This window comes from Corallococcus sp. CA041A (assembly GCF_003612075.1).
Taxonomy (GTDB): Bacteria; Myxococcota; Myxococcia; order Myxococcales; family Myxococcaceae; genus Corallococcus; species Corallococcus exiguus.
On sequence record NZ_RAWF01000129.1, the window covers coordinates 1 to 15,497 of the forward strand.

At 65.6% G+C, this 15,497-nt stretch carries 10 protein-coding genes; 6 read left to right on the forward strand and 4 right to left on the reverse strand.

Features of this window, described 5'->3' with window-relative positions; translation table 11 throughout:
- A partial coding sequence (locus D7V77_RS22765) for a hypothetical protein (protein ID WP_304485877.1) occupies positions 1-937 on the forward strand: 937 nt, incomplete at its 5' end.
- Between the two features lie 4 nt (positions 938-941).
- On the opposite strand, the gene D7V77_RS22770 is transcribed toward D7V77_RS22765, so the two are convergent.
- Positions 942-2,645, reverse strand: a complete 1,704-nt coding sequence (locus D7V77_RS22770) for an ATP-binding protein (RefSeq protein WP_120578396.1) — start codon at positions 2,643-2,645, stop codon at positions 942-944.
- Between the two features lie 9 nt (positions 2,646-2,654).
- Positions 2,655-3,671 carry an endolytic transglycosylase MltG gene (mltG, locus tag D7V77_RS22775; RefSeq protein ID WP_120578397.1) on the reverse strand — a complete coding sequence of 339 codons (1,017 nt, stop codon included), beginning with the start codon at positions 3,669-3,671 and terminating at the stop codon, positions 2,655-2,657.
- A 133-nt stretch (positions 3,672-3,804) separates the two neighbouring features.
- Here mltG and D7V77_RS22780 point away from each other — a divergent pair, with 133 nt between their 5' ends.
- Positions 3,805-4,719, forward strand: coding sequence for a LysR family transcriptional regulator (locus tag D7V77_RS22780; RefSeq protein ID WP_120578398.1), 915 nt, complete (start codon positions 3,805-3,807; stop codon positions 4,717-4,719).
- 178 nt (positions 4,720-4,897) lie between these two features.
- On the opposite strand, the gene D7V77_RS22785 is transcribed toward D7V77_RS22780, so the two are convergent.
- Together D7V77_RS22785 and map are read right to left on the reverse strand one after the other, a co-directional pair.
- On the reverse strand, positions 4,898-5,890 hold the full coding sequence (locus D7V77_RS22785; protein WP_233597167.1) for a YeiH family protein: 993 nt from the start codon (positions 5,888-5,890) through the stop codon (positions 4,898-4,900).
- A 45-nt stretch (positions 5,891-5,935) separates the two neighbouring features.
- Entirely contained in the window at positions 5,936-6,727 is a 792-nt protein-coding gene (gene map, locus D7V77_RS22790) for a type I methionyl aminopeptidase (RefSeq protein WP_120578399.1), read from the reverse strand.
- A 518-nt stretch (positions 6,728-7,245) separates the two neighbouring features.
- On the opposite strand from map, the gene D7V77_RS22795 reads away from it, so the two are divergent.
- The 4 genes from D7V77_RS22795 (at position 7,246) to D7V77_RS22810 (ending at position 15,317) form a co-directional block, all read left to right on the forward strand.
- Entirely contained in the window at positions 7,246-9,675 is a 2,430-nt protein-coding gene (locus D7V77_RS22795) for an N-6 DNA methylase (RefSeq protein WP_120578400.1), read from the forward strand.
- Positions 9,676-9,833: 158 nt separating this feature from the next.
- Positions 9,834-12,185: an EcoAI/FtnUII family type I restriction enzme subunit R gene (gene hsdR / locus D7V77_RS22800; protein WP_120578401.1), complete on the forward strand. Its 2,352-nt coding sequence runs from the start codon at positions 9,834-9,836 to the stop codon at positions 12,183-12,185.
- Positions 12,186-12,207: 22 nt separating this feature from the next.
- Positions 12,208-13,662 carry a class I SAM-dependent DNA methyltransferase gene (locus tag D7V77_RS22805; RefSeq protein ID WP_120578402.1) on the forward strand — a complete coding sequence of 485 codons (1,455 nt, stop codon included), beginning with the start codon at positions 12,208-12,210 and terminating at the stop codon, positions 13,660-13,662.
- Complete coding sequence (locus tag D7V77_RS22810) at positions 13,662-15,317, forward strand: restriction endonuclease subunit S (RefSeq protein WP_120578403.1); 1,656 nt, start codon at positions 13,662-13,664, stop codon at positions 15,315-15,317. Before D7V77_RS22805 ends, D7V77_RS22810 begins: the two co-directional genes overlap by 1 nt.
- Positions 15,318-15,497 lie beyond the last annotated feature (180 nt).

The following is a 15,497-nucleotide window of genomic DNA, read 5'->3' on the forward strand; positions in this document are numbered from 1 at the left end:
CTCCCCTTCCCCTCCTCCCGAGCCGCCCTCCGAGGTCGCGCGAACCGTGGCGCTGGAGTCCGCGGATCCGCTCTCCGTGCTCAACCAGGCGTTCCGCGACGCGTACGCCGCGCGCCGTGAGGCCGTGCTGTCCCGCATGGGGCCCGTCATCGCGCAGATCGACGACGTGCTCATCCTGCGCAAGGACGGCCAGCGCTTCGAGGCGCCCGCGCGCACGCGCCGCTACCACGTGTACAAGGCCGTCACCCACGTGCCCCTCGCGCTCCACGTCCTGCTCGCCAGCAAGGACGCGCTCGATGAAGAGACGCGCACGCGGCTCACCACGATGCGACGGCTCATCACCGCCTCGCGCATGAGCCTGGACAACAGAGGCCTTCCGGCCGAAGCCCTGGCGCGGCAGCACCGCCTGCTCGACGCGTCGCTCGCGCTCGTGGACGCCGTGCTGGCCGCGAACCGCGTGACGCAGGCGGAGCTCTCCGCGTTCATCCACGCCCGGGTGCCGGACCTCCTGAAGAACGCCGAGGACGCGGCGAAGGATCAGATCGACACCATGCATGCCTCGGTCGAGGCGTGGAAACGACAGATGACCGCCGAGGAGCGCGGTCAGCTGCGCGCCGTGGTGGCCGCCTCGCACATGTCGCGGCCCGGCAACGTCGCCGCGCAGTACTTCTCCATCACCCTGGGCGACACGTGGGAGGGGCGCTTCCACGAAGAGGATCAACAGCCCGGCAAGCGCGTGCTCACCTCGGAGGCGACGTTCGACGAGCCCGCGGCGTTCGCGCTGCTCGCCACGCACGTGCTGGACGCGAACACGTCACGCGGCATCTTCGGCGAGGAGACGCGCATGGCCAGGGATCTGCTCGCGGACGCGGCCGAGCGCATCCTCGCGGGCATGTTCCAGACATCACCCCAGTCGCCCGGCACGGGCGCGCCGTAGCGGCTCAGGAGCGCGTGAGCGGAAGCTCCACCATGAACGTCGCGCCCTCGCCCAGGCGGCTGTCCAGGGACACGCGCCCGCCCTCGGCCTCCACGATGGTGCGGGTGAGGTAGAGCCCCAAACCCAGGCCGCCATAGTGGCGCTCGGACACCGCGCGGCAGTAGCGCTCGAAGAGGCGGGGCCGCTGCTCCGGCGAGATGCCGATGCCCCCGTCGCGCACCGTGAGCCGCGCCACGGGCCCATCCGCCACGAGCCGCACGGACACCGGTGTACCGGGGCCGTACTTGAGGGCGTTGTCCAGCAGGTGATCCAACACCTGCGCCAGCCGCACCCGGTCGAAGCAGCCGCGCACCGACTCCGGGGCTTCCACCTGGAACTCGCAGTGCTCCAGGACGAACCTGGGCGCGAACGTCGCGGCCACCTCGCGCACCACCTCCGCGACGTCCACCTCCTCGCGCTGCAGGCGGAAGGTGCCGGCGCTGATGCGCGACACGTCCAGCAGGTCGTTCATCAGCTCCGTGAGCCGGCGGACCTGGCGGTGCCCCGTCTCCACGTGGGCTTCGATGATCGGCACGAGCGGCGAGTCCGGATGCGACTTCACCGCGCGCGACAGCGCCTGGAGCTTCAGGCTCAGCGGCGTCAGCGGCGTCTTCAGCTCGTGGCTCGCGACAGAGAGGAACTCGTCGCGCAGGCGGATGGCCTCGCGTGCGCCCTGGAGCAGCCGCGCGTTGTCCACCGCGAGCCCGGCCAGGTTCGCCAGCTCCTGGGCGAACCGCAGGTCCTCGTCGCCATACCGGCGGCTGGAGGTGGTGACCAGGAAGGACAGCGCGCCCAGGATGTGGCCCCGGGCCATGATTGGCACGGTGAGCAGCGAACGGATGCCCACCCGCCGCATCGTCTCCAGATGATCCGCGTCCTGCGCCACGGACTGCATCACCGCGTCCGTGACCTCCGTCGCCAGGGTGGACCGGCCGGTCGCCAGCGCCACCGCGGGAGGATAGACGGGCCGCTCCCGAGGCACCGGCGTCAGCCGCTGCACGGTTGCCGCGAGCGGCGCCTGGGAGGGATCCGCCGACACCACCTGGACGCGCTCGAAGTGGCCGTCCGCGCGCAGCACGTCCACGATGCACCAGTCCGCGAGCGCCGACACCGACAGGTTCGCCAGCGACGCCAGCGACTCCTGCGTGGCGGAGGCATCCAGCGACGACGCGAACAACTCGCTGGCCCGCGCGAGGAACGCGGCGCGCTCCTCACCCAGGACCTGCGCCTGGATGTCGATGCAGGTGCCCACCCATTCGTGCACGGAGCCATCCGGCCCCAGCACGGGCATGCTCCGCGCGAGCATCCACACGTAAGCCCCGTCCACGCGGCGCAGCCGGTAGCGAGTGGCGAAGGGCTGCGTCCCCGCCCTGGCCCGCTCCCACGCCGCCAGGGCCCCGGCCCGGTCATCCGGGTGCAGGGCGAGGAGCCACCCCTGGTTGCGCATCTGCTCCGCCGTCTGGCCGGTGAAGGCCGTCCACGACGGGGAGATGGGCGCCAGCGCATCCCTGGCGGGGTTCGTCGACCAGGTGACCTGCGCCGCGGTCTCCAGCAGCCGGCGGAGCCGCTCGGTCTCCTGGCGCAGTTGGGCCAGCTCCTCGCGCAGGGCGACCTCGGCGCCGGCGGGAGGCGTGGAGACGCGGCTCGGGTCCAGCAGGGGAGACGTCATCGCGGCGCCTCAGTACACGTTGTACTTGGCGCGAAGCGCTTCGTGCTCCTGCGCGTTGCGCGACGGGTGCAGGACCTTCTGCGCGTCATGCAGGTAGTACCAGTAGTCGCTCTTCACCGGCCGCAGCGCAGCGAGCAGCGAGTCCACCGTGGGCGCGCCAATGGGGCCCGGCGGCAGGCCCGCGCGGGTGCGCGAGTTCCACGGATCCGAGCTGTCCCGCAGCCGCTTGAGGAACGCCTTGCGGTCGTTCCACTCCGCCAGTTCGTAGCGGCTGGTGGCGTCCACGCCCAGCGGGGAGCCCTTGTCCACGCGCTTCCAGAGGATGCCCGCGACGAGCGCGCGCTGGGAGGGCACCGGCTCCTCGCGCTCCAGCATGGAGGCCATCACGACGATGTCGTGCAGCGACCGGCCGCTCTTGCCGATCTCATCCTTGTGCTGGTCGTAGAAGCGGGCGCGGAAGGTGTCGATCTGCCGCTGGATGAACGCCTCCACCTTGAAGTTGTCCGCGATGATCCCGTACGTCTCCGGGTAGAGGTAGCCCTCCAGGCTGCGCACAGGCATTGGGAACGGAGCGTTGAAGTTGCTCGTGCGGCTGGCCGCGGCGATGTACTCGCCCGGTTTGATGAGGCCCTGGGCGGCGAGCACCTGGTCGGTGTCGCGCAGGCGCCAGCCTTCGATCATCGCGAAGGGCACATCCTCCGGCAGCGGCTGGCCTTCCAGGGCGTTGGCCAGCTCCGCCACGGAGGCGGTGGGGCTCAGCATGAAGCGGCCCGCCTTCACGTTGAGGCTGCCCCGGCGCCACAGGTGGAAGCGCCACACGGCGGGATTCTCCAGGAAGCCCTGGGCCTGGAGCTGCTGGCCCAGCGAGCGCGCGGACGCGCCCTTCTTCACCACGAACTCCTTGGGAGCCGGATCCGCTGCTGCGTGCGGCGCGGTGGTGGCGTTCTGGAAGTGCATGAACACGCCGCCTGCACCCGCGACCGCCAGGACGATGAGCACGAGGAGCGCGACCAGGATCTTCTTCATGGGGCGGCAACCTATCAAAGGCCCTGACGCTTCCAACGAGAACCACCGTGCGCCCTGCCGGGCAGGCGGACGCAAGCGCCCCCTTCTCAACACCCAGCGATGAAGGCGCCCCTCCCCCCGCGCCTCGTCTAGGATGACGCCCTTGTTCGTCGACCCCCGCCGGCTCGAAACCTTCCGCGTCGTCGCCTCGACGGGGCAGATCTCCGCCGCCTCCCGCCTGCTCCACCTGTCGCAGCCCGCCGTCACCGCGCAGGTCCGGCAACTGGAGGCGGACTGTGGCCAACCGCTCCTCGTGCGAACCGCGCGCGGGGTGCGGCTGAACGCGGCGGGGCGTGTGCTCTTCGACTATGCCCAGCGCATCCACGGCCTGCTGGACGAGGCGGCGCTCGCCATCGCGGCCGAGGAGACCCTCACCGGAGAGCTGGCGCTGGCGGCGAGCACCACCGTCGCCAATGCCATCGTGCCCGGTCTGCTTGCGTCGTTCCTGCGCACGCACCGTGAGCTCCAGGTTCGTCTGGAAGTGGGCAATACGCGCGAGGTGCTGACGTGGTTGTCGGAGGGCCGGGTGCCGCTCGGGCTGGTGGAGGGCCACGCGCGGGCGCCCGGCATCCGGCTGGAGCGCTACCTGGATGACGAGCTGGTGCCGGTGGTCTCGTCACAGGGGCCGGCGGAGTGGTCGCGGATCCGCACCATGGAGGCGCTGCGGGAGGTGCCGCTGCTGTGGCGCGAGCAGGGCTCCGGCACACGCGCCGTGCTGGACCGGGCCTTGCGCAAGGCGGGCGTGCGCAAAGGGCCCCGACGCGGAGACCTCCAGTTGGGCAGCACCGAGGCGATCAAACGGGCCGTGTCGCTGGGCCTGGGCGTGGCACTGCTGTCCCGCTGGAGCATCGACGGAGAGCTGTCCCTGGGCCGCTTCCAGGTGTTGCCCGTGCCAGGGCTGCGCATCCCGCGAGCGTTCTCCTGGGCCCTGCCCGTGGATGATCCGTCCGGAGCCGCGGGCCGCTTCCTGCGCCATGCCCGCGCCACGCCCCCGGTGCTGCTGCCTTGAGCCAGAGGCTCACGCCGTCGCGCCATGCCCGCCACGCCCCCGGTGCTGTTGCCCTGAGCCTGCGGATCACGCTGCCGCGCCATGCCCGCCACGCCCCAGTGCTGCTGCCCTGAGCCCGAGGCTCACGCAGCCGCGCCATGCCCGCCACGCCCCAGTGCTGCTGCCCTGAGCCCGAGGCTCACGCAGCCCAGCCCAGCCGCAGCGCGCCCAGGCACAGGCCCGCCATGAGCAGCCACAGCGCCACCGCCTGAGCGAGCGGACGAAGGCCCACCGCACGCAGCGTTGCGCGCGTCAGCCCCGCCCCCAGCAGGAACAGCGTCACGACGAGCAGCTGCCGGGCAACGGCCGCCACGCCCTGCCCCACCGGTTCGAGCGACGGAAACACCGTCACGACCGCCGCCGCGCCGAGGAACCCGGCGATGAACCACGGCCGGCGCACCCGGCCCGTCACCTCGTGGCCCTCGCGCCGGCGCCACGCGGCCAGGCCCACCGTCAGCGGGAGGATCCACAGGGCGCGCGCCAGCTTCACGGGCGTGGCCACCGCGAGGGCCTCGGGGCCGTAGCGCAACGCCGCGCCCACCACGGAGCTGGTGTCGTGGATGGCCATCGCGCACCACAAGCCGAACTGGTGCGGCGTCAGCCCCACCGCGTGGCCCACGACGGGGAAGACGAACAGCGCCACCGCGTTGAGCAGGAACACCGTGCCCAGGGCCACGGACGTCTCGTGCTCCTGGGGTCGCAGCACCGGCACCACCGCCGCGATGGCGCTCCCGCCGCAGATGGCCGTGCCCACGCTGATGAGCAGCCCCGTCACGCGGGGAACACCGAGCAGCCGGGCGAGCCCCACCCCCAGCGTCAGGCACACCGCGATGCCCACCACCGTGTAGCCCAGCCCCTCACGCCCAGCGGTAAGCACCGTGCGCAGGTCCATGCCCGCGCCCAGCCCCACCACCGCCAGGGACAACAGCCGGGGCGTCAGGGCCCGCGTCGTCCCGGCGAACGGATTGCCCACGGTCAGGGCCACGCACAGCCCCGCGAGCAGGGCCACGCCGGTGGAGACGGAAGGCAGCAGGCAGAGCGCCGCGCACAGCGGCACCAGGACATGTCCGGCCGTCCAGGTCCGGGGATGGACAACGGGAAGCGGTGGAGGCGTTTCCATGCGCCAGGACATGCGCCGGGCGGCCTCCAGACACCAGATGTCAGAAGCGATAAGGCATCAGTTTTCTGGATGGCTCACGGAGATGAGCAGGGACAGCTCGTTGGGCGTGAGGATTTCGCAGCCGTCGCGGGTGACGAGCACGGTGTGCTCGAACTGGGCGGACAGGCTGCCGTCCGCAGTCACGACGGTCCACCCGTCCGGCATCATCCGGATGTCCGGCCGCCCCAGGTTCACCATGGGCTCGATGGTGATGACCATCCCCGATTTCAGCGTGATGCCCGTGCCCGCCTTGCCCACGTGAGGCACGTGCGGCTCCCCATGCATCTGCCTGCCGATGCCGTGGCCCCCGAACTCCTCCACGATGCTGCACCCCTCCGCCTTCGCCAGCGCCATCACCGCCGCGCCAATGTCCCCCAGCCGCGCGCCGTGCCGCACCACGGACACGCCCGCGTCCCGGCAGCGCCGCGCCACGTCCACGACGTGCTTCGCGTCCGCGGAGACCTCGCCAATCATGAACGTGGCGGACGTGTCGCCGTGGAAGCCGTCCAGGTGCGTCGTCACGTCCACGTTGACGATGTCGCCGGGCTTCAGCACTTCATCCGTGCGCGGGATGCCATGGCACACCACGTGGTTGCGGCTGGTGCACACCGTGGCCGGGAAGCCCTTGTAGCCCAGCTGACTGGGCGTCCCTCCCCGCCGCGCCGTGTCCTCGCGAACCCACGCGTCGATGTCCGCCGTCGTCACGCCCGGCTGGAGCCGGGAGCCCACGTGCGCCAACGTGCCCGCCGCCGCACGGCCCGCGAGCCGCAACCGCTCCACTTCACTGCCTTTGAAGAGAGGAATTCCCATGCCGGGCAAGGTGGCACCCGCCCGTCCGGAGCGTCCAATGCTGTTCTGGCATCAGGAGCGCCATGGCGCTTGGCCATCTCTCATACACAAACCAGACGGGGCACCGATCCAGCCCAAGCGACAATCCCTCAAAGCTCTTGAGCACGCCTCCTCCTACTTGCGCCACCTGCATCCGGCAGACACGGCCTGGCGGCAGTAGACGCTGTTCTTCCCGCATCGGGTGCGGTGGGTGCTGCTCAAGGACGTGGGCTACTCTCGGACGTCCTCACCCTCTTCCTGCGCGCGGGGGCACGCCCTGCGGCGGCGAAGGGCACGGCGGCAGAGCCTACGGGGTAGGCCGGTTGGTGCCGTGTCGTGCATCCCGTTCTTCGGCTCCGACTTGCGAATACTCTCAAAAAATGCCCTTCCAGGTTCTGAATGGCAGGTGGACCTGGCCTGCTCGGTGGGTAGGATCCGCCCCACCCCATGCTCAAGGGGGCTGTACAAGGCAGCCGCCCCTGGGTAGTGCATGGAGCGACATGTCGATCAGCACGCTCATCAAGTCCATCCAGGACACCCTGCGCCAGGATCCGGGCGTCGACGGAGACGCTCAGCGACTCAGCCAGCTCACCTGGATGCTCTTCCTAAAGGTCTTCGACGATCGTGAGGCAGAGCGCGAGTTGTTCGACGACGGCTACCGCTCGCCCATCCCCGACAGATTCCGCTGGCGCAAATGGGCAAGGGCACCGGAACTCTCCGGCAATGCACTGATCGGATTCGTCAACCAGGACCTGTTCAAGACGCTCAAGGAGTTGCCCACGGGCGGGAAGAACGCGGCCCTGGCAGGCGTGGTGCGCGGCGTCTTCGAAGACGCCATCAACTACATGAAGTCGGGCGTACGGATGCGGCAGGTCCTGAACGCTCTCGACCAGATCGATTTCAACCGAGCGGCCGATCGCCACCAACTCGGTGACCTCTATGAGCAGCTACTGGGGGAACTGCCGAACGCGGGGAACGCGGGCGAATACTACACCCCGCGCGCGGTGACGCGATTCATCGTGGACCGCTTAGACCCCCGGCTTGGGGAGAAAGTACTCGACCCGGCCTGCGGCACGGGAGGGTTCCTCATCGGGGCCATCGAACACGTACGGGAAAAGTACGTGAGGAAACCGGAGGACGAGGAGAGGCTGCAGCAGGACATTCTGGGGATAGAGAGGAAGCAACTACCCCACCTGTTGTGCGTTACCAACATGCTTCTCCATGGCAGCGATGTGCCGTCCACCATTCGCAGAGGCAATGCGCTGGCTCGGTCTCTGCGCGATTTCGGCTCGGAGGACCGTGTACGGATCATCATCACCAACCCACCCTTTGGTGGCGTGGAGGTAGATGGCATCGCGAACACCTTCCCTCAAGAGTATCGCACGCGAGAGACCGCCGACCTCTTCCTGCTGCTCACCATGACGCTGCTGGAGGACGGAGGCCGGGCTGCAATGGTGTTCTTGGACGGCATGCTCTTCGGCAAGGGCGTGAAGACGAGCCTGAAGGAGAAGCTGCTCGAGGAGTGCGATCTGCACACCATCGTCCGGTTGCCCAAGGGGGTATTCAACCCGTACACGAACATCAAGACGAACCTGCTCTTCTTCACCAAGGGTCGGCCCACCAAGGAGGTGTGGTTCTACGAGCACCCCAGCCCGCATGGCGACAAGGGTTATTCGAAGACTCGTCCGATTCGCTTCGAGGAGTTTGAGCCTGAGCGGAAGTGGTGGAGCGAGCGCAAGGAAACCGAGCACGCTTGGAAAGTGAGTCTCCAGGAGATCCAGGCACGCAACTACAACCTCGATTTCAAGAACCCGCGGAAGGCGGAACAAGGCGCATCACCATCCCCCTCCGTACTTCGCTCTTCCAAGGAGCGTCCGCAGGGGCCTCTCTTCTCCTGGGTCCACCTGTCCGACATCCACATCGGCCACGGAGGCGCCAGCCATCAGTGGGACCAGCGCCTCGTCCTCGCCGCCCTCCGCCGGGACATTGCCGAGTTGGCGCAACAGCCGGACTTTCCCCGGCCCGACGCGCTCCTTGTGACGGGAGACATCGCCTTCAGTGGCCAACGTGAGCAGTACGAAGAGGCCAAAGTATGGCTGCTCGACGTAGCCAAGGCCGTGGGACTCGAACGGCGCGATGTCTTCACCGTTCCCGGAAACCACGACGTACAGCGTGCGGTCGACAAGAGCCGGAACATCTTCCGCATGATGCGCGCTCTCCGTGACGGCACCGACGACCTCGACGACGCCCTCAAGGACGAGACAGACCGGGCCCAGCTGATCCGGCGCATGGAGGAGTACCTGAAATTCGCCTCCGACTTCGCGCCCTCGTGTTTGCACCCAGGGGGGGCCTCCCCTGCGGAACTCTCATGGATCCACCTCCTGAGTGCCCGAAGCGGACTGAACATCCGCCTGCTCGGTCTCAATACGGCCCTGCTCTCCGTCGACAACCACGACAAAGGCAAGCTGCGACTTGGCAAGGAGGCTCTTGGTCGCGCCTTCAGCAATACCGTACCCAAGGACGACGAGCTCGTCCTGGTGCTCTCCCATCACCCGTTCCGTGATGGATGGCTCGCTGATCAACGTGAGGCCGAGACCTGGATTCGCGGGCGGGCGCACATCCACCTCTCTGGCCATGTCCACCAAGCAGAGCTCGAGGAGTCCCGCTCGGGTTCGGGAAGCAACGCCCTCTTGCGTATTGTCGCGGGGGCTGTTCACGGGGAGAAACTGCCAGCCGATATCCCCGCCAGCCATGGCTACAACGTCTCTGCCGTCTATCCCACCCAGGATGGGGAGCTGGTCCTACGTGTCTGGCCGCGCCTGTGGTCCGACAACAACAAGGACTTCCGCCTCGACATCCACCACGTTCCCCCCAGGCGCGAGTACGCCGAGCACCGCCTCCTGAACGTCCGCCTCCCCCCGACGCACTGAGGCCGAACGATGGCTCCCCCGGCTGGTAGCCCCCCTGCCATGGAGGCGCCAAAGGCTCGACCAGCCAGGGAGGAAGCCTTACCCGGACTTCCGAGGCTCTTCTGTTTCCTTACACCCAATGGTGGTGTTAGCTCGTCCCACTGCACGAGGTCTCCACCATGGCCACGCTCGACAAGAAAACGCTCTCCGAGCGGGACGTCTGCACCAAGTACGTCACCCCGGCGCTCGTGAAGGCGGGTTGGGACCTCCAGGATCAGGTCCGCGAGGAGGTGACCTTCACCAAGGGTCGGGTCATCGTTCGCGGCAACCTGGCCAGTCGGGGCAAGTCGAAGAGGGCCGACTACCTGCTCTCCTACAAGCCCAACCTCCCCCTCGCTGTCATCGAGGTGAAGAAGGCTCATAAGAACTCCGTGAGTGCCGGGATGCAGCAGGCGCTTGAGTACGCCGAGATGCTGGACGTCCCATTCGTCTTCAGCTCCAACGGCGACGGCTTTCTCATGCACGACCGCACGGGGCATTCAGTCCCCCCCGAGCGAGAGCTGTCCCTAGCCGAGTTTCCCTCTCCTGAGGAACTGTGGCAGCGCTACGCCGCGTGGAAAGGTATCGCCCCCGGAAAAGCACCGGCCGTTACCCAGCCCTACTACGCGGACAGCACGGACAAGGGGCCCCGCTACTACCAGGTCAACGCGGTCAACCGCACCATCGAGGCCATTTCCCAGGGCCATCCCCGGGCGTTGTTGGTGATGGCCACGGGCACCGGCAAGACCTACACCGCGTTCCAGATCATCTGGAGGCTGTGGAAGGCGGGGGTGAAGAAGCGCATCCTCTTCCTCGCGGACCGGAACATCCTCGTCGACCAAGCGCGCATCAACGACTTCAAACCCTTCGGCGGGGTGATGACCAAGATCGCCAACCGCCAGGTCGACACGGCCTACGAGGTCTACCTCGCGCTCTATCAGGCCCTCTCCGGATCTGATCCGTCCAAGGATACCTTCAAGCAGTTCCCCTCCGACTTCTTTGACCTCGTCATCGTCGACGAGTGCCACCGCGGCAGCGCCGCAGAGAACTCCGAGTGGCGCGATATCCTGGAGTACTTCTCCTCCGCCACGCAGATCGGCCTCACCGCCACCCCGAAGGAGACTGCGGACGTCTCGACGACGCACTATTTCGGGGAGCCCGTCTACACCTACTCCCTCAAGCAGGGCATCGAGGATGGCTTCCTCGCTCCTTACAAAGTGGTCCGCATCGATCTGGACAAGGACCTCGTGGGCTGGCGGCCGGAGAAGGGCAAGCGGGATAAGCATGGGCGGGAGATCGAGGACCGAATCTACAACCAGCGCGACTATGATCGGACGCTGGTGCTGGAGCAGCGTACGCAGATCGTGGCGCACAAGGTCACCGAGTTCCTCAAGGCCTCTGACCGCATGGCCAAGACCATCGTCTTCTGCGAGGACATCGATCATGCCGAGCGGATGCGCCGGGCGATCGTCAACGAGAACCCGGACCTCAGCGCCCAGAACCGCCGGTACGTGATGCAGATCACCGGCGACAACAACGAAGGCAAAGCCGAGCTCGACAACTTCATCGATCCGTACAGCCCCTACCCGGTCGTCGTCACCACCTCGAAGCTGCTGACCACGGGCGTGGATGCGCAAACGTGTAAGGTCGTCGTCCTGGATCAGAACATCCGCTCGATGACGGAGTTCAAGCAGATCATCGGCCGCGGGACGCGCATCCACGAGGACCAGAAGAAGTACTTCTTCACCATCCTCGACTTCCGGAAGGCGACCGAGCACTTCGCCGATCCCGAGTTCGATGGCCAGCCTCTGCAGGTGTACTCACCCGGGGAGGAGGAGCCCCTTGTACCTCCGGATCAGGATCAGGCGGAGGACGAGCCGAGCTTGGACGACGAGGTCCACTTCCCGGCCGACGACCGGGATGAGGGCCGGGTGAAGTACGTGGTGGGGGACGTGCCAGTCTACGTGTTGTCCGAGCGGGTCCAGTACTACGGCAACGACGGCAAGCTCATCACCGAGTCGCTGAAGGATTTCACCCGGCAGGCAGTGCGCAAGGAGTACGCCTCGCTGGATGCCTTCCTCAAGCAGTGGGCGACGGCTGACCGCAAGCAGGCCATCATCGACGAGTTGGCACGGCACGGGGTGCTCTTCGAGCAGCTTGAAGAGGTGGTGGGCAAGGACTACTCGCCCTTCGACCTGGTGCTCCATGTGGCCTTCGATCAGCCACCGCTCACCCGGAAGGAGCGAGCTGCCAAAATCCGCAAGCAGAGCTACTTCAACAAGTACGGCGAGGTCGCACGCTCCGTGCTGGAAGCCTTGCTCGACAAGTACGCCGATGAGGGACTCGATGATCTTGAGGAGCTGAAGCTGCTGCGGGTCCACCCGCTGACGCAGCTCGGCACTCCCTTGGAGATCGTCGAGAGCTTCGGCGGCAAGGAGAAGTACCTAGCGGCAGTACGAGAGCTGAAGGAAGGGCTGTACAAGGCCTCCTGAGAGTGGGTAGTCCCCGAGCGCCATGTCACTCGGAACGACCATCAAGACGATTCAGGACATCATGCGCCAGGACCCCGGAGTAGACGGGGACGCCCAGCGAATCAGCCAGCTGGTGTGGATGATCTTCCTCAAGGTGTTTGACGACCGGGAGGCGCAGCGGGAGTTGCTGGAGGAAGGCTACCGCTCGCCCATCCCCGAGAAGCTGAGGTGGCGCAGCTGGGCGAAGGACCCCACGGGCATCACGGGAGATGCGCTGCTGGAGTTCGTGAACAACGAGCTGTTCAAGACGCTCAAGGAGCTGCCGACGGGAGGGAAGAACGCGGCCCTGAAGGCAGTGGTTCGAAGCGTCTTCGAGGACGCGATCAACCACATGAAGCGTGGCACGTTGATGAGGCAGGTCATCAACAAGCTCAACGAGATTGATTTCAACCGGAAGGCGGACCGCCACCAGTTCGGAGAAATCTACGAGCAGCTACTGGCGGACCTGCAGAACGCTGGCAATGCAGGTGAGTACTACACGCCGCGAGCGGTGACGAACTTCATCGTGGACCGGGTGGATCCGAAGCTCGGAGAGAAGGTTTTCGATCCCGCGTGCGGCACAGGAGGGTTCCTGAGCTGCGCGATCGACCACATTCGAGACGTGAAGAAGTACGTGAAGACGCCGGAGGATGAAGCGCTGCTGCAGCAGAGCATCCTCGGGGTGGAAAAGAAGCAACTGCCGCACCTGCTGTGCATGACGAACATGATCCTCCACGGGGTGGACGTGCCGTCGCAGATACGCCGGGACAACACACTGACGCGGCCTCTGCGTGAGTACGGGCCGAAGGACAAGGTGCAGGTGGTCATCACCAACCCGCCGTTCGGCGGAGTGGAGGAGCCCGGCATCGAGAGCAACTTTCCGCAGGCGTACCGAACGAGAGAGACGGCGGACCTCTTTCTGCTGCTCATCCTCACGGTGCTGGAGGAGGGGGGGCGAGCGGCACTAGTGCTGCCGGATGGGACCCTCTTTGGGGAGGGAGTGAAGACGCGAATTAAGGAGAAGTTGCTGGAGGAGTGCGAGCTGCACACCATCGTCCGGTTGCCCAAGGGGGTGTTCAGCCCTTACACAAGCATCAAGACGAACCTGCTGTTCTTCACCAAGGGCCGACCGACGAAGGAGATGTGGTTCTACGAGCACCCCTACCCGCCTGGGTACAAGAGCTACTCGAAGACCAAGCCGATGCAGTTCGCGGAGTTCAAGCCTGAGCAGGCGTGGTGGACCAATCGCACGGAGAACGAGCACGCCTGGAAGGTGAGCATCGAGGACATCAAGGCGCGCGGATACAACCTGGACATCAAGAACCCGCGTGCGGTGGAGGAGGGGCCCGGAAACGCGAATGAGTTGCTGGAGCAGTACCAGGAACTGGCCCTTGCCGGGACCCAAGCCCGCGAGGCGCTGCGGGGTGAGCTGAAAGCCGCGCTGGAGAGGAAGGCGTGATGACACTGGAAGGCTTCCTGACCAACTTTGGGGTTCTAACTGAGGCGACAGGCGGCGTAGGGCATCTCAGAAATCTAATTCTGGAACTGGCAGCGAAAGGGCAACTTGTTTCGCAGCAAGCTACAGACGAGCCCGCCTCTATTTTGGTGAAGCGCATCTTTGAAGAGCACCGCATTCCGCCCAGCGGCGAGTCGTTACATTCCGTGGCGATTCCTTTTGCAATTCCAGCGTCATGGATCTGGGGGACAGGAGCGCTAGTCTTTACATTTATCACAAGCGGCTCTCGTGGCTGGGCGCAACACTACTCCGAAGAAGGCCCCATTTTTCTACGCATAGGGAATCTCAACTACGCTACTACAGCGCTTGATCTATCAAGCATTCAACGCGTGTCTCCTCCTTCGGATGCAGAGGGTAGTCGGACACGAGTACAGACGGGCGATATCCTTATCTCGATTACGGGTGATACGGGCATGATTGGGCTTGTGCCCAGCGATCTTGGGGAGGCCTACGTCAATCAGCATATTGCGCTCTCGCGCCCTAGCCGCAATATATGCCCTGCTTACCTCGCCAAAATACTGACAGCGCCATTCAGTTTGGGCCGTTTTCAGAGGGCACAACGTGGCATCAAAAATAGCCTTGGTCTTGCCGACATAAAAAAGCTTTTGTTCCCTATTCCTCCTCTTGCTGAACAGGAGCGCATTGTTGCCAAGGTGGACCAACTCATGGCCCTCTGCGACGAACTGGAGGCCCAGCAGACGAAGAAGCGGGAGACGGGCACCAAGCTCACCCAGTCCGCTCTGGATGCCCTCACAAGCGCGGAAGGGATAGAGGAGTTCGCGAAGGCGTGGCAGCGGGTGACCGACAACTTCCAGATACTATTCCAGAAACATGAAAGCATGGGAGAATTGCGCAAAGCAATTCTGGGGCTCGCCGTGCGCGGAAGGCTAGCACCACAACATCAGGACGAAGAACCTGCCGCTATACTTCTTGAACGCATTCGCATCCTCTCCCCCAAGAAAACGGAAGGGCGTCACGCGAAGAAGCAGGACGTTACGAGGGCTGCAAACAGTGCACCTGCCATTTTTGCCCCCCCTCCACAGTGGCAATGGGCAACCTTTACCGAAGTGGCCTCAATCGAATCGCGCCTAGTCAACCCGCTCGAGCATGGGGATCAACCGCATATCGCACCAGACACCATTGAAAAAAGCACTGGACGATTGCTTTCCTACAGGACAATCAGAGAAGACAAAGTCACAAGCCCCAAGCACCAGTTTCAGGCTGGCCAACTCTTATACTCAAAGATACGTCCCAATCTCTCAAAGGCAGTGATTGTTGACTTTGACGGCCTATGTAGCGCAGACATGTATCCGATCACATCCAGAATCAACACGCGATACCTGCTGCTTTGCATGCTGTCGGACGTGTTCCTAATGCAAGTCGTTCAAGGCGACAACCGCCTTGCAATGCCCAAGGTCAACCAGCAGCAACTCGCAGCAACGGTATTGCCAATTCCCCCCTTGGCCGAGCAGCAGCGCATCGTCGCCAAGGTGGACCAACTCCTAGCCCTGTGCGACACGCTGGAATCCAAGCTGCGGGACGCGGAGCATGGCGCGCAACGACTGGCCGAGGCCATGGTCGCGGAGATCGTGGCGTAGCCAGCCTGAAGCGGAGCGGCACGCGTCACCGCACCTGGATGAGACCTGAGCTGTCCCCTTCCCCAGCTCCCCGCGCATCAGTGGCACTCACAGGGGCTGTGACGTCGGGCGGCGCGGCGGATATGAGGACAGGGAACAGGCTCCCTCCCATTCGTACGCGTCATCCCGGCGGGACAGCGT

What these genes read in the sequence shown, in the direction of transcription:
- D7V77_RS22770 (WP_120578396.1), bottom strand. Translation starts at nt 2,645, where the DNA reads ATGACGTCTCCCCTGCTGGACCCGAGCCGCGTCTCCACGCCTCCCGCC.
- mltG (WP_120578397.1), bottom strand. Translation starts at nt 3,671, where the DNA reads ATGAAGAAGATCCTGGTCGCGCTCCTCGTGCTCATCGTCCTGGCGGTC.
- D7V77_RS22780 (WP_120578398.1), top strand. Translation starts at nt 3,805, where the DNA reads ATGACGCCCTTGTTCGTCGACCCCCGCCGGCTCGAAACCTTCCGCGTC.
- D7V77_RS22785 (WP_233597167.1), bottom strand. Translation starts at nt 5,890, where the DNA reads ATGTCCTGGCGCATGGAAACGCCTCCACCGCTTCCCGTTGTCCATCCC.
- map (WP_120578399.1), bottom strand. Translation starts at nt 6,727, where the DNA reads ATGGGAATTCCTCTCTTCAAAGGCAGTGAAGTGGAGCGGTTGCGGCTC.
- D7V77_RS22795 (WP_120578400.1), top strand. Translation starts at nt 7,246, where the DNA reads ATGTCGATCAGCACGCTCATCAAGTCCATCCAGGACACCCTGCGCCAG.
- hsdR (WP_120578401.1), top strand. Translation starts at nt 9,834, where the DNA reads ATGGCCACGCTCGACAAGAAAACGCTCTCCGAGCGGGACGTCTGCACC.
- D7V77_RS22805 (WP_120578402.1), top strand. Translation starts at nt 12,208, where the DNA reads ATGTCACTCGGAACGACCATCAAGACGATTCAGGACATCATGCGCCAG.
- D7V77_RS22810 (WP_120578403.1), top strand. Translation starts at nt 13,662, where the DNA reads ATGACACTGGAAGGCTTCCTGACCAACTTTGGGGTTCTAACTGAGGCG.